At 72.5% G+C, this 17,285-nt stretch carries 15 protein-coding genes; 12 read left to right on the top strand and 3 right to left on the bottom strand.

Annotated features, from left to right (window positions below):
* Nucleotides 1–64 precede the first annotated feature (64 nt).
* Nucleotides 65–208 carry a hypothetical protein gene (locus tag QFZ71_RS12505; protein WP_307668309.1) on the top strand — a complete coding sequence of 48 codons (144 nt, stop codon included), beginning with the start codon at nt 65–67 and terminating at the stop codon, nt 206–208.
* Between the two features lie 136 nt (nt 209–344).
* Here QFZ71_RS12505 and QFZ71_RS12500 read toward each other — a convergent pair whose 3' ends face one another.
* On the bottom strand, nt 345–1,496 hold the full coding sequence (locus QFZ71_RS12500) for a low specificity L-threonine aldolase (RefSeq protein WP_307668308.1): 1,152 nt from the start codon (nt 1,494–1,496) through the stop codon (nt 345–347).
* Nucleotides 1,497–1,687: 191 nt separating this feature from the next.
* Here QFZ71_RS12500 and QFZ71_RS12495 point away from each other — a divergent pair, with 191 nt between their 5' ends.
* The 10 genes from QFZ71_RS12495 (at nt 1,688) to QFZ71_RS12450 (ending at nt 10,242) form a co-directional block, all read left to right on the top strand.
* On the top strand, nt 1,688–2,638 hold the full coding sequence (locus tag QFZ71_RS12495; RefSeq protein ID WP_307668307.1) for a Rossmann-like and DUF2520 domain-containing protein: 951 nt from the start codon (nt 1,688–1,690) through the stop codon (nt 2,636–2,638).
* 290 nt (nt 2,639–2,928) lie between these two features.
* Nucleotides 2,929–3,921, top strand: a complete 993-nt coding sequence (gene panC / locus QFZ71_RS12490) for a pantoate--beta-alanine ligase (RefSeq protein WP_307671437.1) — start codon at nt 2,929–2,931, stop codon at nt 3,919–3,921.
* Nucleotides 3,918–5,600: an L-aspartate oxidase gene (locus QFZ71_RS12485; RefSeq protein ID WP_307668306.1), complete on the top strand. Its 1,683-nt coding sequence runs from the start codon at nt 3,918–3,920 to the stop codon at nt 5,598–5,600. Before panC ends, QFZ71_RS12485 begins: the two co-directional genes overlap by 4 nt.
* 137 nt (nt 5,601–5,737) lie before the next feature.
* The gene (nadC, locus tag QFZ71_RS12480; protein ID WP_373465191.1) at nt 5,738–6,775 is read left to right on the top strand and encodes a carboxylating nicotinate-nucleotide diphosphorylase; all 1,038 of its coding nucleotides are present in this window, start codon (nt 5,738–5,740) and stop codon (nt 6,773–6,775) included.
* Nucleotides 6,775–7,572: a type III pantothenate kinase gene (locus tag QFZ71_RS12475; protein WP_228993013.1), complete on the top strand. Its 798-nt coding sequence runs from the start codon at nt 6,775–6,777 to the stop codon at nt 7,570–7,572. The genes nadC and QFZ71_RS12475 overlap by 1 nt, the downstream gene beginning before the upstream one ends.
* A 160-nt stretch (nt 7,573–7,732) precedes the next feature.
* A complete protein-coding gene (locus QFZ71_RS12470; protein ID WP_307671436.1) occupies nt 7,733–8,320 on the top strand; it encodes a hypothetical protein in 588 nt (195 codons plus the stop codon).
* 95 nt (nt 8,321–8,415) lie between these two features.
* Nucleotides 8,416–8,595 (top strand): hypothetical protein, encoded by a 180-nt coding sequence (locus tag QFZ71_RS12465; RefSeq protein WP_307668304.1) that lies wholly within the window; start codon nt 8,416–8,418, stop codon nt 8,593–8,595.
* A 131-nt stretch (nt 8,596–8,726) separates the two neighbouring features.
* Nucleotides 8,727–9,185 (top strand): BlaI/MecI/CopY family transcriptional regulator, encoded by a 459-nt coding sequence (locus QFZ71_RS12460; protein ID WP_307668303.1) that lies wholly within the window; start codon nt 8,727–8,729, stop codon nt 9,183–9,185.
* A 9-nt stretch (nt 9,186–9,194) separates the two neighbouring features.
* Nucleotides 9,195–9,764, top strand: a complete 570-nt coding sequence (locus QFZ71_RS12455; protein ID WP_373465111.1) for an amino-acid N-acetyltransferase — start codon at nt 9,195–9,197, stop codon at nt 9,762–9,764.
* Nucleotides 9,765–9,906: 142 nt separating this feature from the next.
* Entirely contained in the window at nt 9,907–10,242 is a 336-nt protein-coding gene (locus QFZ71_RS12450) for an Lsr2 family protein (RefSeq protein ID WP_073771916.1), read from the top strand.
* Here QFZ71_RS12450 and QFZ71_RS12445 read toward each other — a convergent pair.
* On the bottom strand, nt 10,221–10,823 hold the full coding sequence (locus QFZ71_RS12445; protein ID WP_307668302.1) for an SCO3374 family protein: 603 nt from the start codon (nt 10,821–10,823) through the stop codon (nt 10,221–10,223). The genes QFZ71_RS12450 and QFZ71_RS12445 overlap by 22 nt on opposite strands.
* Nucleotides 10,824–11,294: 471 nt before the next feature.
* On the opposite strand from QFZ71_RS12445, the gene QFZ71_RS12440 reads away from it, so the two are divergent.
* Entirely contained in the window at nt 11,295–13,823 is a 2,529-nt protein-coding gene (locus tag QFZ71_RS12440) for an ATP-dependent Clp protease ATP-binding subunit (RefSeq protein ID WP_307668301.1), read from the top strand.
* A gap of 77 nt (nt 13,824–13,900) precedes the next feature.
* On the opposite strand, the gene QFZ71_RS12435 is transcribed toward QFZ71_RS12440, so the two are convergent.
* Nucleotides 13,901–17,197, bottom strand: a complete 3,297-nt coding sequence (locus tag QFZ71_RS12435) for a serine protease (RefSeq protein ID WP_307668300.1) — start codon at nt 17,195–17,197, stop codon at nt 13,901–13,903.
* Nucleotides 17,198–17,285: the final 88 nt, after the last annotated feature.

The following is a 17,285-nucleotide window of genomic DNA, read 5'->3' as shown; positions in this document are numbered from 1 at the left end:
CCCCGTTTGACGGGGGTCGTCAATCCACGGGCGGCGGACGGCCCGGCCTCCGCAGGCTGGTCCCATGAGCGCACTTCAGCAGCACCTGCTCGACACCTACCGCGCCGCCCGGCTCACCCGGACCGCGCCTCCGCCCCCCGGCCGCCACGACCGCTCGGTCCTGCGCGACCTGTACGAGCGCGTCCGGCCCGGCCCGCAGGGCGTCTGAGGCCGGAGCCCCCGGACCGGGGGCGAAGCGACAGCGCCCACACCCCGGACCGGGGGCGAAGCGACAGCACCCGCACATCCGGACCGCCCGCGCGCCCGGACCGGCGTGACCGGCAGCGGGGCCGGGCCGCCCCGGCCTACCGCACGTACCCCATGAACCCCTCCACCGCCCGCCGTACGTCCTCCGCCGTCCACTCCAGCCCGTCCGCCGCCACCGTCACCTCGGTGAAGGAGACGCCGGGCGGCAGCCCCGCCCCGGCTGCCCCCGTGAACCAGCGCCGGAAGAGGCAGACGCCGGTCTCCTCGGCCTGCCGCACCGATGCCTCGTCCAGCACGTCCGCCCCGTACGGAAGCCAGACCTGGAACTGGTGCGTGTGCGGCGGCTCGGGATGCACCCGGAACCACGGCGCCCCCGACGCCGCGAACCCCTCCGCCAGCGCCCCCGCCACCACCTTCGCGTGTGCCACGTACGACGGCAGGCGGGGCAGTTCCCGTTCCAGGCCCAGCAGGGCGGAGAGCGCCGCCGGGAACTGCTGGAAGACCTGGCCCCCGTACCGGTGGCGCCAGACCCGCGCCTCCTCCACCAGCGTCTCCGCCCCCGCGAGCACCGCCCCGGAGAGCCCGTCCAGTGACTTGTAGAACGAGACGTACACGCTGTCCGCCAGCGCCGCGATCTCCGCCGGCTCCCGCCCGAAGTGCGGCCCGCACTCCCACAGCCGGGCCCCGTCGAGGTGGACCACCGCGTCCCGCTCACGGGCCGCCTCCACCACCGCCGTCAGCTCCGCCCAGGACGGCAGCACGAACCCGGCGTCCCGCAGCGGCAGTTCCAGCATCAGCGTCCCGAACGGCTCGGGGAACTCCCGTACCTCGTCCGCGTCCGGCAGCCTCGGCTCCGACGTCGGGTGCACCGTCCGCAGCCCGCTCACCGCACCCAGCGCCCCGCCCTCGTGCAGCTCCGGGTGGGAGAGGGGATGGAGCGCCACGGTCGCGTTCCCCGTACGCCCCGCCCAGCACCGCAGCGCGACCTGCTGGGCCATCGTCCCGGTCGGGAAGAACGCCGCGGCCTCCATCCCCAGCAGCCCGGCCACCCGCCGCTCCAGGTCCGTGACGACCCCGCCCCCGTACACATCGGTCCAGTCGTCCGGGTCGTGCACCGAGGAGGCGTCGGCCGCCAGCGCCGTCAGCCGCTCGCCCAGCGTGCCGTCCGCACCCATCCGGGCCAGCACCTTCGCCCCCCGCCACGCGGCCAGTCTGCGCCGTCGCCGTTCCCGCTCGTCCGTCGTCGTCATGGGACGATCATCGCCCGGAGACCGAGCGGCGCGCCTGCGGGTTTCCGGGCGCCCGACCCGACCGAGGGTGGCAGGTCCGAAAAGTTATCCACAGGCTGTGGGCAGCAGATGAGGTCCCCCGAAACGCTGGCGTAGCATGCAGAGAAATCGTCCGGTACCCCCTGCGGACTGGAACGGAAGGCCACCGCCCCGTGAACGCATCAGTTTCCAAGGAACCCCTCGACGCGAGGGACCGCCCCGCCCGGCTCACGGTCGGCGTCGTCGGCGCGGGCCGGGTCGGGCCCGCCCTCGCGGCGTCCCTCCAGCTCGCCGGGCACCGCCCGGTCGCCGTGTCCGGCGTCTCCGACGCCTCGCGCCGCCGCGCCGCGACCCTGCTCCCCGACGTGCCCCTGGTGGAGCCCGCCGAGGTGCTGGCCCGCGCCGAGCTGGTGCTGCTGACCGTCCCCGACGACGTCCTGCCCACGCTGGTCGAGGGCCTGGCCGAGACCGGTGCCGTACGGCCGGGCCAGCTGCTGGTCCACACCTCCGGGCGGTACGGGGCACGGGTGCTGGACCCCGCGCTGCGGGCCGGGGCGCTGCCCCTCGCGCTGCACCCCGCGATGACGTTCACCGGGACCGCCGTGGACGTCCAGCGGCTGGCGGGCTGCTCGTTCGGCGTCACCGCCCCCGAGGAGCTGCGGCTCGCCGCCGAGGCCCTGGTGATCGAGATGGGCGGCGAGCCCGAGTGGATCGCGGAGGAGTCCCGCCCGCTCTACCACGCGGCCCTCGCCCTCGGCGCGAACCACCTGGTCACCCTGGTCGCCCAGTCGATGGAGCTGCTGGCGAAGGCGGGGGTCTCCGCCCCCGACCGGATGCTCGGCCCGCTGCTCGGCGCCGCCCTGGACAACGCCCTGCGCTCCGGCGACGCGGCGCTGACCGGCCCGGTCGCCCGCGGGGACGCGGGCACGGTCGCCGCCCACATCCACGAACTGCGCGCCCACGCCCCGCAGGCGGTGGCCGGCTATGTCGAGATGGCCCGCACCACGGCCGACCGGGCGCTCGCCCACGGCCTGCTCAAGGCGGAGCTGGCCGAGGACCTCCTCGGGGTCCTGGCCGACCAGGAACGCCGCCCCGGCGGCCCCGGAGCGGGGGAGACCCGATGACCACCACCGGCCGTACGGGAGACGAGGGCGCCACCCCGGCCCCGACCCCCGAGGCACCGGCCCCGACCTCCAACGCCCCGGCCCCGACCTCCAACGCCCCGGCCCCGACCCCCGAGGCACCGGCCCCGACCTCCAACGCCCCGGCCCCGACCTCCAACGCCCCGGCCCCGACCCCCGAGGCACCGGCCCCGACCTCCAACGCCCCGGCCCCGACCGCTCCGGGCCTCCGTGCTCTCCCGGAACCGCCCCCGCCCCCCCGCGCTCCGGGGCCGGCCGCCCGGCCCGTCCTCCTGCGCACCGCCGCCGAGCTGGACGCGCTGGAGCGGCCCGCCGGGGCCGAGCGGGCCGTCGTCATGACGATGGGCGCGCTCCACGAGGGCCACGCCTCCCTGATCCGGGCCGCCCGCGCGGCGGCCGGGCCGGACGGCCAGGTCGTGGTCACCGTCTTCGTCAACCCGCTGCAGTTCGGCGAGGCCGCCGACCTGGACCGCTACCCGCGCACCCTGGACGCCGACCTGGAGATCGCCGCCGCGGCCGGGGCCGACGCGGTCTTCGCCCCCGGCGTCGACGAGGTCTACCCCGGCGGCGAGCCGCAGGTCCGGATCACCGCGGGCCCGATGGGCGAGCGCCTCGAAGGAGCGGCCCGGCCCGGTCACTTCGACGGGATGCTCACCGTCGTCGCCAAGCTCCTCCACCTCACCCGCCCCGACGAGGCGTTCTACGGGCAGAAGGACGCCCAGCAGCTCGCCCTGATCCGCCGCATGGTCCGCGACCTGAACTTCGGCGTCCGGATCACCGGCGTCCCCACCGTCCGGGACCCGGACGGCCTCGCCCTCTCCAGCCGCAACCGCTTCCTCTCCGCCCGGGAGCGGCACACCGCGCTCGCGCTGCCCCGCGCCCTGTTCGCGGCCCGCGACCGGCTCGCCGCCCAGCAGGCCCTGCACGAGCGGGCGCGGGCCACCGCGCCCGGCGGCGACCGGGCCGCCGGGCTCAACCGGCTCGGCGAGGTCCGCGCCGCCGCCGACGCCCAGGCCGTGGCGCTGGCCCGGCCCCATGGGGCGCCCGCCGCCGTCCGCGCCGCCGCCCGGCTGGTCCTGGACGAGGCGGCCGAACGGGGCCGGCCGGCCCTCCACGTGGACTACCTGGCCCTGGTCGACCCGGCGGACTTCACCGAGATCCCGGACGACCGCGAGAGCGGGGAGGCGATCCTCGCCGTCGCGGCCCGGGTCGGGGACACCCGCCTCATCGACAACATCCCCCTCACCTTCGGAGCCCTGACGTGACCGGAATACGGCTGACCGCCCCCGCCCCCGGCTGGGCCATCGACGCGGACGTCGTGGTGGTCGGCTCCGGTGTGGCCGGGCTCACCGCGGCCCTGCGCTGCGCCGCCGCCGGTCTGGACACCGTCGTCGTCACGAAGGCCCGCCTGGACGACGGCTCGACCCGCTGGGCCCAGGGCGGCATCGCCGCCGCGCTCGGCGAGGGCGACACCCCGGAGCAGCACCTCGACGACACCCTCGTCGCGGGCGCGGGCCTCTGCGACGAGGAGGCCGTGCGCACCCTGGTCACCGAGGGCCCCGACGCCGTACGCCGGCTGATCGACACCGGCGCGCACTTCGACACCACCGACAGCGGCGACATCGCGCTGACCCGCGAAGGCGGCCACCACCGCCGCCGCATCGCCCACGCGGGCGGCGACGCGACCGGCGCGGAGATCTCCCGCGCCCTGGTGGAAGCGGTCCGCGAGGCCGCCCTGCACACCATCGAGAACGCCCTCGTCCTCGACCTGCTCACCGACGCCGAAGGCCGTACGGCGGGCGTCTCGCTGCACGTCATGGGGGAGGGGCAGCACGACGGCGTCGGCGCGGTCCGGGCCCCCTCGGTGGTCCTCGCCACCGGCGGCATGGGCCAGGTCTTCTCGGCCACCACCAATCCCTCCGTCTCCACCGGCGACGGGGTGGCGCTCGCGCTGCGGGCCGGGGCGGAGGTCTCCGACCTGGAGTTCGTCCAGTTCCACCCCACCGTCCTGTTCCTCGGCGCGGACTCGGAGGGCCAGCAGCCGCTGGTCTCCGAAGCCGTACGCGGCGAGGGCGCCCACCTCGTCGACGGCGACGGCGTCCGCTTCATGGCCGGGCAGCACGAGCTGGCCGAGCTGGCCCCCCGCGACATCGTCGCCAAGGGCATCACGCGCCGGATGCACGAGAAGGGCGCCGAGCACATGTACCTGGACGCCCGGCACTTCGGGGCGGCCATGTGGGAGCAGCGCTTCCCCACCATCCTGGCCGCCTGCCGGGCCCACGGCATCGACCCGGTGACCGAGCCGGTCCCGGTCGCCCCGGCCGCGCACTACGCCTCCGGCGGCGTCCGCACCGACCTGCGGGGCCGCACCACCGTCCCCGGTCTGTACGCCTGCGGCGAGGTCGCCTGCACCGGGGTGCACGGGGCCAACCGCCTCGCGTCCAACTCCCTCCTGGAGGGGCTGGTCTTCGCCGAGCGCATCGCCGCCGACATCGCGGAGGCCCGCCCGCCCCGCACCGGGCCGGCCGCTGCCCCGGAGGCCGGTGAGCCCGTCGCGCTGCCGGCCCCCGAGTCCCGTACGGCGATCCAGCGCACCATGAGCCGGGGAGCCGGGGTGCTGCGCTCCGCCGCCAGCCTGGCCGCCGCCGCCGAGGAGCTGGATGCCCTGGACAGCGGGGCCGCCACCGGCACGGACGGGGCCAAGGCGGTCGTCCCCGGAGTCGATGCCTGGGAGGTCGCCAACCTGCTCCTGGTCTCGCGGGTCCTGGTCGCCGCCGCCCGCGACCGCGAGGAGACCCGTGGCTGCCACTGGCGCGAGGACCGGCCCGACCGCGACGACGTCCACGGCCGCCGCCACCTGGTCGTCCGCATCGCGCCGGACGGCACCCCGGTCGTCCACCGCACGGAGACCGCCGCATTCCCGCCCGTACGCCCGTCCGATTGAGCAGACTGCTGGAAGCACCCGCTCCGCCGCACCGGGCGGGGAGGCCCACGCACCGCACGTTCCACCCGCACCACCCGCCACACCCCCGAGGAGCCGTCACCGTGAGCACGCCCGAAGAGAATCCGCGCCCCACACCCGTGGACGTTCCGCTGATCCGGGTCGGCGCGCCCGCAGCGTCCGCACCGGCGGGAGGCGGCTGCGGCGACGGCTGCGGCTGCGGCGGTGACGACGGGTTCGACGCCGAGGCCCTGGAGTGCGGGCTCGACCCCGCGCTCGCCCTGCTGCTGGCCCGGGCGGGGCTCGACCCCGTCCAGGTCGAGGACGTCGCCCATGTGGCGATCGAGGAGGACCTCGACGGCGGGGTGGACGTCACGACCGTGGCGACCGTCCCCGAGGACGCCGTGACCACCGGCGACTTCACCGCCCGCGAGGCGGGCGTGGTCGCCGGACTCCGGGTCGCGGAGGCGGTCCTGTCGATCGTCTGCACCGAGGAGTTCGAGGTCGAGCGGCACGTCGAGGACGGCGACCGGGTCGCCCCCGGCCAGAAGCTGCTGACCGTCACCACCCGCACCCGCGACCTGCTGACCGGCGAGCGCAGCGCGCTGAACCTGCTCTGCCGCCTCTCCGGCATCGCCACGGCCACCCGCGCCTGGGCGGACGTGCTGGAGGGATCGAAGGCGAAGGTCCGCGACACCCGCAAGACGACGGCGGGCCTGCGGGCGCTGGAGAAGTACGCGGTGCGCTGCGGCGGCGGCGTCAACCACCGGATGTCGCTCTCCGACGCGGCCCTGGTCAAGGACAACCACGTGATCGCGGCGGGCGGTGTGGCGGAGGCGTTCAAGCGGGTCCGCGACACCTTCCCCGACCTGCCCATCGAGGTCGAGGTCGACACGATGGAGCAGGTCCGCGAGGTGCTGGACGCGGGCGTCGACCTGATCCTGCTGGACAACTTCACCCCGGCCGAGACCGCCGAGGCGGTCGCTCTGGTCGACGGCCGGGCGATCCTGGAGTCCTCCGGCCGCCTCACGCTCGACTCGGCCCGCGCCTACGCCGACGCGGGCGTCGACTACCTCGCGGTGGGGGCGCTCACCCACTCCTCGCCGATCCTCGACATCGGCCTGGACTTCCGCGACGCGGACGCGTCCCCCTCGGCCGGGGACGGGGCCGACGCCTGATGCTGCTCACCATCGACGTCGGCAACACGCACACGGTCCTCGGCCTCTTCGACGGCGAGGAGATCGTCGAGCACTGGCGGATCTCCACCGACCCCCGCCGCACCGCCGACGAGCTGGCCGTCCTGCTCCAGGGCCTGATGGGGATGCACCCGCTGCTCGGCATGGAGCTGGGCGACGGCATCGAGGGCATCGCGATCTGCGCCACGGTCCCCTCGGTCCTGCACGAGCTGCGCGAGGTCACCCGCCGCTACTACGGCGACGTCCCCGCCGTCCTGGTGGAGCCCGGCGTGAAGACGGGCGTCCCGATCCTGATGGACAACCCCAAGGAGGTCGGCGCGGACCGCATCATCAACGCGGTCGCCGCCGTCGAGCTCTACGGGGGCCCGGCGATCGTCGTCGACTTCGGCACCGCCACCACCTTCGACGCGGTCTCCCCGCGCGGCGAGTACACGGGCGGGGTGATCGCCCCCGGCATCGAGATCTCCGTCGAGGCGCTCGGCGTCCGGGGCGCCCAGCTCCGCAAGATCGAGCTGGCCAGGCCGCGCAGCGTCATCGGCAAGAACACCGTCGAGGCCATGCAGTCCGGCATCATCTACGGTTTCGCCGGCCAGGTCGACGGGGTGGTGGCGCGGATGAAGCGGGAGCTGGCCGCCGACCCGGACGACGTCACCGTGATCGCCACGGGCGGCCTTGCTCCGATGGTGTTGGGGGAGTCCTCCGTCATCGACGAGCACGAGCCCTGGCTGACGCTCATCGGACTGCGCCTGGTGTACGAGCGGAACATGTCCCGCTCCTAGCGCAGGGCCCGGAAGCCCGGCCGTACCTGCGGGAACGGCCGGGACCGGGGCCCGGCCTGGCGTTCCGGCCCGCCGCGACACCGACGACCAGTTAAACGGATTTTGTCCATTTAGCACGTATTGTCGCGCTATGCCCACGCCCTACGGTTCACGAGGCGGCATGGCGTTCAGCGCGGACGAGCTGCGGGTGCTCCGACGTGCCCTCGCCATCGCCCTCCACCCCATGCCCCTGTCCGACGAGGACGTCCAGGACTGCCTGCGGCTCGCGGGTTCCGTGGACGAGGCGGTCGGTGAGGCGGGTCGGCTGCGAGCGTTCCTCCTCGCCGACCTCGCCCGCTACCGCAACGCCCTCCCCGGCTCCGCCACCGGCTACCTGGAGCTGCTCCAGGACGCGCTCGCGGCCGGATACGACCCCCGGCCGGACGATCTCGCCGCCCTGCGGGCCCTGCGCGGCGGACCGCTCGCCGCGGCCCTCCTGGAACGCTGCCAGGTGCTCGCCGAGCGCTCGGTGCGCGCCCGGCTGGCCGGTCGTACCGGCGGGGCGGCGGCGCCCGGCCCCCGCGGCCGGCTGCTCGCCCTGCCGGGCGGCAGGGCCGCCGCCGGCCGTGAGGCGGACCGGCCGGGAACCCCGGCCGGACCGGGCCGCCCGCAGAAGCCCGGCGACCGTCCGATGCCCAAGCCGTCGGAGGTCTTCCCGCCGCGCCGCCGTCCCGCCCCGCCCCCGTCCGAGGAACGCGCGGCCGGCTGACCCCCCTTCACGCCCTTCGCACCGGTGTCCGACGCGGCGGCCTCCATCGGGAGGTCGCCGCGTCCGGCCGTCCGGGGCTCGCTACTCTGGACGGCATGGACTACGTATCCGCGCTCGTGCCCCCCGTGGTGATGGCCGTCTTCTTCGTCTCCCTGATCGTGATCATCGTCAAGAGCCAGGGCGGCCCGAACAAGACCAAGGAGGACGCCGCGGTCGACGCGGCGCTCGCCCGCGCGGAATCCGCAAAGCAGACCGCTCGTCCGGAGAATGTCTGATCACGGCGGAAGCCCGCCCCCTCCCGCCGGCCTTCCGGAGCGGGTCCCGAGCGCACGACTCATCCGAGCCGTGCGCTTTTTTGCTGCGCAAATGACAGAACATTCGGGACATAGGGCACTAAAGTGAACTCGTGCCCCGCCAATTGGGAGACCTCGAAGACGCCGTGATGACGCGCGTCTGGCAATGGAACCGACCGGTCACGGTGCGGGAAGTCCTTGAGGACCTTCAGCAGGAACGGTCCATCGCCTACACGACCGTGATGACGGTAATGGACAATCTCCATCAGAAGGGCTGGGTGCGCAGGGAAGTCGACGGCCGCGCCTATCGATATACGGCCGTCTCCACCAGGGCCGCCTACTCGGCCGCACTGATGAACGAAGCCTGGTCACGCAGCGACAACCCCGCCGCGGCGCTTGTCGCGTTCTTCGGCATGATGTCGCCCGAGCAGCGCGAAGCGCTCCGTGACGCCGTCCGCATGGTTTCCCCCGAACTCACCGAAATCGCCCCCGGCGACCCCGTGGAACCGGCCGCCGGGCCAGCCGAGGGCGGCGACCCGGCCGATGGCACGGCCCGGCGGGGCAGGCGATAGCGTCGGGGCATGTCCTCAGAGCAGCCGCAAAACGATCCGGATACCGAACTCCATACCGACCCGTCGGTAAATATGCCCGCCATCACCGTGAGGCGGGCCAGGACGAGTGATGTCGCATCCGTACGCGCACTCCTCGACGGGTACGTGTCCAGCGGCATCCTGCTCGACAAAGCGACCGTCACCCTTTACGAGGACATCCAGGAGTTCTGGGTCGCGGAACGCGACGAGGACGCGACAGTCATCGGCTGCGGCGCACTTCATGTGATGTGGGAAGACCTGGCGGAAGTCCGGACCCTCGCCGTGGACCCCCGGATCAAGGGCGCCGGGGTCGGACACCGGGTACTGGACAAGCTCTTGCGGACCGCCCGTTGGCTCGGCGTCCGCCGGGTCTTCTGCCTCACCTTCGAAGTCGACTTCTTCGCGAAGCACGGCTTCGTGGAGATCGGAGAGGCGCCCGTCGACACCGATGTCTACAGCGAGCTGCTGCGTTCCTACGACGAGGGCGTCGCGGAGTTCCTCGGTCTCGAACGAGTGAAGCCGAACACCTTGGGCAACAGCCGGATGCTTCTGCACCTGTGATGCGGAAGGACCTGCAACCCTATGTCCGAATCGCGTACGTTTCCTGTCCTCTCGGTCTGCTGAACCTCTCCCGAGGGTTTGTGTTTTCGAGAGAAAAGCGGTTTCCTTTCCGCGTACTCCATTTCCGATGAAAGGAAATCCCGTGGCACAGAAGGTTCAGGTCCTTCTTGTCGATGACCTCGACGGTGTCGAGGCCGATGAGACGGTCACGTTCGCCCTTGACGGCAAGACGTACGAGATCGACCTCACCACGGCCAACGCGGACAAGCTCCGTAGCCTTCTCGAGCCCTACACCAAGGGCGGGCGCCGCACCGGCGGCCGCGCTGCCACGGGGCGTGGCAAGGGCCGTGCCGTGTCCGGCGGTAACAAGGACACCGCGGAAATCCGCCGGTGGGCCCGCGAGAACGGCCACAACGTGAATGACCGCGGCCGCGTCCCCGCCGAGATCCGTGAGGCTTACGAGAAGGCCAACGGCTGATCCGCCGAATCCCTTGTCAGTGGCCCGGAACGGGCGCGTGACAACCGGACCCGATGGCATTCGGTAGCCGCCGCGTCCACCAGGCGTACGAGATCGGGGGCGTCTCCCCCACCGCTCCCGAAGCCGGCGAGGGCCGGCAGCGCCGGCTCGGGCACACGCCTCGGCTCTGGGGGCCGCAGCCACGCAGCGGCCCCCGGCGAGTCCCCGGAAGCGCCCGGAAGAGGCGGGGCCGCGACCCGGCCGCCCGCCCCCACGGCGGTCAGGTCCGGTGCGAGAGGGCCCCACTCCAGCCAGTCGAGCAGTCCCGGCAGCTCATCGGCGCCGCCCGCGGCGACCAGCAGCCCCACCCGGCCCCCGGACAGCAGCACGGGGCCGGTGCGCACCCCGCGCCGCAGTACGGCGTGACCCGCCTCGGCGGGCAGTTCCAGCACATCGAAGTCCACCCCCGTGAGCAGGCACAGCGGAGCGCGTCCCGCGGTGGCCCAGCCCAGCTCGCTCGCGTATCGCAGGGCGAGTGCGGCGTCGGCGGGGACCGGACCGGCATCGGGCGACGAACGGGGCTGCGGGACGGCGGAATTCATGTCCCGTGAACCGCCGAACCGCCGTCGTGGTTACGCGGAACCCCTCCGGCGTTACTCAGGGTTCGACGATCGTGACGTTCCGTGCCGCTCGCGGGGGCGCTCGGGGGTGTGCGGCAGCGCAAGGATGTTCGCCCGTAGCTGAGGGAACCGGGTCGCGCCGCATGGACTGTCAGTGATTGCGGGTAAGACTTTCCTAGTGGGAAGGGGCGACACGCCGGCCGAGACGTCTCACGTTCGCCATCGGCGTACTGGCGAAAGGGGTATCTGCCTGGCCTGCGGGAACATCGTCTCGCACCATCGGGTTGGAGCAGTTGTCAGCTGTTCGGCAGTAAGAATCCCCGCCGGTGCGGGGGTGATCCGGACGGATGTCGGCAGTTGGAATGAGCTGTCCCGTCCTGCGGGACTAGCATGCGGAAGGACTGGGAGGGGACCGACCCCTCACTGACCGACCGCTCTGAGGAGCGATTAACGATGTTCGAGAGGTTCACCGACCGCGCGCGGCGGGTTGTCGTCCTGGCTCAGGAAGAAGCCCGGATGCTCAACCACAACTACATCGGCACCGAGCACATCCTCCTGGGCCTGATCCACGAGGGTGAGGGTGTCGCCGCTAAGGCCCTGGAGAGCCTCGGGATTTCGCTCGAGGCGGTCCGCCAGCAGGTGGAGGAGATCATCGGGCAGGGGCAGCAGGCTCCTTCCGGGCACATCCCCTTCACCCCGCGAGCCAAGAAGGTCCTGGAGCTGTCGCTCCGCGAGGCCCTTCAGCTGGGCCACAACTACATCGGCACCGAGCACATCCTGCTCGGCCTGATCCGCGAGGGCGAGGGCGTCGCCGCCCAGGTCCTCGTGAAGCTGGGCGCCGACCTGAACCGGGTCCGGCAGCAGGTCATCCAGCTGCTCTCCGGGTACTCGGGCAGCAAGGAGGCGGCCACCGCCGGCGGCCCCGCCGAGGGCACGCCCTCCACGTCCCTGGTGCTCGACCAGTTCGGCCGCAATCTCACCCAGGCCGCTCGTGAGTCCAAGCTCGACCCGGTCATCGGGCGCGAGAAGGAGATCGAGCGGGTCATGCAGGTGCTGTCCCGCCGGACCAAGAACAACCCGGTCCTCATCGGCGAGCCCGGCGTCGGCAAGACGGCGGTCGTCGAGGGCCTGGCCCAGGCGATCGTCAAGGGCGAGGTCCCCGAGACCCTCAAGGACAAGCACCTCTACACCCTGGACCTCGGCGCCCTCGTCGCCGGTTCGCGGTACCGGGGTGACTTCGAGGAGCGGCTGAAGAAGGTCCTCAAGGAGATCCGCACCCGCGGCGACATCATCCTGTTCATCGACGAGCTCCACACGCTGGTCGGTGCGGGCGCCGCCGAAGGCGCGATCGACGCGGCGAGCATCCTCAAGCCCATGCTGGCGCGAGGCGAGCTCCAGACCATCGGCGCCACCACGCTCGACGAGTACCGCAAGCACCTGGAGAAGGACGCGGCCCTCGAACGCCGCTTCCAGCCCATCCAGGTCGCGGAGCCGTCGCTGCCGCACACCATCGAGATCCTCAAGGGCCTGCGCGACCGCTACGAGGCCCACCACCGGGTCTCCATCACGGACGAGGCCCTCGTCCAGGCCGCGACCCTGGCCGACCGGTACATCTCGGACCGCTTCCTGCCGGACAAGGCGATCGACCTGATCGACGAGGCCGGATCCAGGATGCGCATCCGCCGGATGACCGCGCCGCCGGACCTCCGCGAGTTCGACGAGAAGATCGCGGGCGTCCGCCGCGACAAGGAGTCGGCCATCGACTCCCAGGACTTCGAGAAGGCGGCTTCCCTCCGTGACAAGGAGAAGCAGCTGCTGGCGGCGAAGGCCAAGCGCGAGAAGGAGTGGAAGGCCGGCGACATGGACGTCGTCGCCGAGGTCGACGGCGAGCTCATCGCCGAGGTCCTGGCCACGGCCACCGGCATTCCGGTCTTCAAGCTGACGGAGGAGGAGTCCTCCCGTCTGCTGCGCATGGAGGACGAGCTCCACAAGCGCGTCATCGGGCAGAAGGACGCCATCAAGGCCCTTTCGCAGGCGATCCGCCGTACGCGGGCCGGCCTGAAGGACCCGAAGCGCCCCGGTGGCTCGTTCATCTTCGCCGGCCCGTCCGGTGTCGGTAAGACGGAGCTGTCCAAGACGCTCGCCGAATTCCTCTTCGGCGACGAGGACGCGCTGATCTCCCTCGACATGTCGGAGTTCAGCGAGAAGCACACGGTGTCCCGCCTCTTCGGTTCGCCCCCCGGCTACGTGGGCTACGAGGAGGGCGGCCAGCTCACCGAGAAGGTGCGCCGGAAGCCGTTCTCCGTCGTCCTCTTCGACGAGGTCGAGAAGGCCCACCCCGATATCTTCAATTCTCTGCTCCAGATTCTGGAGGACGGTCGCCTGACCGACTCCCAGGGCCGGGTCGTGGACTTCAAGAACACGGTCATCATCATGACGACCAACCTCGGGACGCGGGACATCTCGAAGGGCTTCAACCTGGGCTTCGCCGCCCAGGGCGACGTCAAGACGAACTACGAGCGGATGAAGATCAAGGTCAACGAAGAGCTCAAGCAGCACTTCCGGCCGGAATTCCTCAACCGTGTCGACGACACGGTGGTCTTCCACCAGCTGACCGAGGAAGACATCATCCAGATCGTCGACCTCATGATCGCCAAGGTCGATGAGCGTCTCAAGGACCGCGACATGGGCATCGAGCTCAGCGGCGAGGCCAAGACGCTGCTCGCGAAGAAGGGCTACGACCCCGTGATGGGCGCCCGGCCGCTGCGCCGGACGATCCAGCGGCAGATCGAGGACATCCTCTCCGAGAAGATCCTCTTCGGTGAGCTGCGTCCCGGTCACATCGTGGTCGTGGGCACCGAGGGCGAGGGCGACGACAAGACGTTCACCTTCCGTGGCGAGGAGAAGTCGGCACTGCCCGACGTCCCCCCGATCGAGCAGGCGGCAGGCGGCGCCGGCCCGAACCTGACGAAGGACGCGTGACGCGCCCGTAGCGCACAGCTGAGGGGCTGCCCCGGACCGGTATCCGTACCGGTCCGGGGCAGCCCCTTTTCCTGTGCTCACGTCAGGGGCAGGACCGTGAGCCGGTCGCCCAGTTCCTCCGCCCCGGTGAGCAGGAACCGCTCGTCCTTGTGGACCGTCACCGTGATCCCGGCCCAGTCGTGGAGCGGCGAGAGGTCCAGTGCCCCGTGGCCGGCGGCGGCCCTGATGACCAGGCGTTCCACCTGCGGAAAGAGATCGCGCAGCAGAGCCGGGCTCCGGCCGTCCTCGGGCGGTTGCACCGTCAGGTCCTCGACGGACGGGACCGCCGGCGTGCCGCTGAAATCGGCGCGCCAGGGAAACGCGCCGAACGCGAGAGCGGTGATCCCCGCGTGGGCGCGCACCTCACCGAGCGCGGCATCGAAGTCGCCGAGCTCGAAGACCTCCAGCCTCTTCAGGGACCGCCAGGCGCCCAGCCCGTCCAGGGTGAGGGGACACCGGCTGTCCAGCAGCAGCTGGGTGAGACCGGTATGGGGGGAGATGTCGCTGAGCCGGTCCAGCGTCAGGTTCTCCAGCCACAGGAAGTCCAGGCTGTCGGGGAGGTCGCCGACGGTCCCCAGGGAGGAGGACAGCCCGGCGGCGTCCAGGAAGAGGGCCCCCAGGGTGGTGAAGTCCTTCAGCGGCCCCAGGTCCCGTACGTCCGGGCACTCGTCCAGGGACAGCATCTTCAGCGAGGCGCGTGCGGGGCGCAGGCAGGAGAGGTCGGTGAGGAGCCGATTGCCCCGGATGAAGAGGTTCTGGAGCTGCGGGGTCTTCTCCAGGGCCTCTGCGATCTCCCGCTCGGGCAGATCCGTACTCAGGGAGACGTCTTCGAGCAGGGGGATGTGGCGCAGGGCCCTGAGCCGGTCGCGGTCGCTGATCATCCACAGGACCGAGGAGGGGTCGCAGTGCGCGAGGACCTGGGTGGCGTACTCCTCCGCAGGGAAGTTCTGCCAGTCGTAGACGAACGACCTGATCAGGCCGGGGTGGGCGAGGAGCCAGGCCCGGGCATGAGGGACGGCCTCCCTCCCTCCGACCGCGGTGATCAGGTCGGCCACGTGTTCGGCGGACGGGTGCTCCGTCGCCATGGTGTCCGGTCGGGGCAGGAGGCCGAGCACTGCCGCGCCCAGTCGGGCCAGTGAGCCCACCTGGACGCTGCCCATGGGGGGAAGCAGGCCGGCGAGGGAGGTGCGGACCCGCTCCCGCACCGTGCCGTCCAGCCAGGAGGCGTACTGGGCGCACAGAGCGGCCAGGACATGCAGGTCGGTGCGGTGGGTCGACTTCTTCCCGTGCCGCTCGCCCGCGTCCAGCAACCCCTCGATGAGCAGCGCCAGTTGGCGGCGTCCGCAGTGCCCCGCCGCCAGCAGGATCACGTCCTGCCAGGTCTCCTCGTCCGCGTGCCGGAGCAGTTCGCCCAGGTGGTCGTCCTCGACGAGTTCCTTGGCGGCCAGGTAGTCCTGGAAGGTGCGGTGGATGAACTGGTAGACGTCGTCGCCGTGTTCCTGGAGCAGGCCGCTGCGGTTGAGCAGGTGGGTGAGGATCTGCTCGGGCAGCCCCTGGGCGCTCACCCGGTCCATTCCCGTCAGCGCGCGGCCGAGCTGGCGCAGCGCCTGGTCGCGGGTGAACTCCGACTGGCCCTCCCGGACCAGCCAGACGGCGATCCTCTGGAGGAGCTGGGTGGCGTCCTCGACGTCCAGGTCGATGCCCTCGGGGCCCCCGATCCGGCGGCGCCGGTCGCGGTTGCCGAGCAGCATCTCCAGGGCCGAGCGGTACAGCTTCCACCGGGTCTCCGGGAGGAAGCCGTCGCGTTGGCGGTGCAGGGCGCAGATCACCGCGCAGAGCAGCGGCGTACGGGCCAGGTCACGGAGCGCGGGGTTCTGCTCGAACTGGCGGGAGAGGTCCCGCTCCAGTTCGTCCAGCCGTTCGGCGTCGTCCTGCTCGGTGGGCCGGGCGGCCCGGTGCCAGCAGGCCACGAACGTCTGGATGTCCGCGTTCCGCATCGGCAGCAGCCGCAGTTCCGCGAAGTCCTCGGAGCGCAGCCAGTCCGCCTCGACGGCGAGCGGGCGTACGGTGGCGATGCACCGGGTGCCCGGATAGCGGGCCAGCAACTGCGAGAGCCAGGTGTGCGCCTGCTCGCGGTCCTCCGGCGGCACCTCGTCCAGGCCGTCCACGAGCAGCAGCGCCCGCCCGGACTCCAGGACCCGGCCCGCCCAGCCATCCGGGGCCGCGTCGACCACCAGCCCGGCCGCGCCGTGCAGCTCCGCGGGGCCCGGGAACGTCACCCCGCGGGCCCGCAGGGTGCGCAGGGGGACGACGAAGGGGATCAGACCGTTCAGCGGGGCCAGCGCGTCGCCGAGGGTGCGGGCCGACGCATGGGCGGCCAGCCACCACAGCAGCGTCGTCTTGCCCGCGCCGGCCTCGCCGCGCAGCAGGACCCGCGGGCGGTCGGTGAGGAGGTCGTCGATGCGCTGGGGGAGGGGCGGGGCGAGCTTGGAAGCCGGATCCGGGGGCTGCGCCTGCGCCTGTGCCTCCAGGCTGAGGTACGCCGTGTCCAGGTCCCATTCGGAGTCGTGGCGGCTCAGCTCGTCGAGGCCGAAGATCTTGGTGCGCCGGTACGCGACGCCGAGCGCCTGCGCGTACTCCGCCTCGTACCGCAGATCCCTCGGGAAACTGCCGTGCACGCGTTCCTCGCGCAGGTCCACCCCGGTCCGTCGGTAGACGAGGCGGAAGGGCTTCGCGGCGAGGACCGGGCCGAGCGGGACGCATTCGACCCGGCGCCCCTCGCGCTGCCTCGGGACCTGCCGGGCGACGCCCAGCAGGACGTCCCCCATGAAGACCGGGCCGCCGGAGATCCCGGCCAGGGCCGCCGACTCGTCGTCCGGGTGGGCGGCGGGCGAGCCGTCCAGGTCGCAGACCAGCAGTTCGCGGACCCGGCCCGCCAGGGGCAGCACCGTCGCCGTGTACTGGTCCGCCTCCAGCCGCCGGTCGGGGCCGTAGCGCTGGACGCGCGGGAAGCCGGTGATCTCGCAGCCGGGTATCGCCTGGCGGGTGTCGACCACGCCGAGGCGTACGGGAGGGACGGGCCGCACGGGTTCGACGGCCTGGAGGAGCGCCACGTCCAGGCGGTAGTCGATCCAGGCGACCGTGGCGCGGGTGCGGTCCGGGCTGTCCGGGTGGGCCACGTGGACGGACCCGGTCTTGACCACGTGGGCGCAGGTCAGGATCAGCAGGTCGGTGAGGAGGACGCCGCTGCCCTGGCGGGCCCCGGTGACGACCACGGTGCGGTCTGCGGGGTGGGTCGGGGCGGTGTGGGGCGGGACCGTCGTGGACTCCTTCACGGCCGGCCGGGCCCGTCACCGAACCCGGCCGTGGGGCCGTCGCCCTCCGCCGCGCTTCCGTTGAACCACGGCGTGGGGCCGTCGCCCT

Source organism: Streptomyces sp. V2I9, from assembly GCF_030817475.1.
Taxonomy (GTDB): Bacteria; Actinomycetota; Actinomycetes; order Streptomycetales; family Streptomycetaceae; genus Streptomyces.
The sequence above is the reverse complement of the archived record's forward strand: the minus strand, read 5'-3'. Positions and strand labels throughout refer to the sequence as shown.

Bases quoted from the DNA above. Each gene is read 5' to 3' on its own strand.
- QFZ71_RS12505 (WP_307668309.1), top strand. From the start codon at position 65: ATGAGCGCACTTCAGCAGCACCTGCTCGACACCTACCGCGCCGCCCGG.
- QFZ71_RS12500 (WP_307668308.1), bottom strand. From the start codon at position 1,496: ATGACGACGACGGACGAGCGGGAACGGCGACGGCGCAGACTGGCCGCG.
- QFZ71_RS12475 (WP_228993013.1), top strand. From the start codon at position 6,775: ATGCTGCTCACCATCGACGTCGGCAACACGCACACGGTCCTCGGCCTC.
- QFZ71_RS12470 (WP_307671436.1), top strand. From the start codon at position 7,733: ATGGCGTTCAGCGCGGACGAGCTGCGGGTGCTCCGACGTGCCCTCGCC.
- QFZ71_RS12465 (WP_307668304.1), top strand. From the start codon at position 8,416: ATGGACTACGTATCCGCGCTCGTGCCCCCCGTGGTGATGGCCGTCTTC.
- QFZ71_RS12455 (WP_373465111.1), top strand. From the start codon at position 9,195: ATGTCCTCAGAGCAGCCGCAAAACGATCCGGATACCGAACTCCATACC.
- QFZ71_RS12445 (WP_307668302.1), bottom strand. From the start codon at position 10,823: ATGAATTCCGCCGTCCCGCAGCCCCGTTCGTCGCCCGATGCCGGTCCG.
- QFZ71_RS12440 (WP_307668301.1), top strand. From the start codon at position 11,295: ATGTTCGAGAGGTTCACCGACCGCGCGCGGCGGGTTGTCGTCCTGGCT.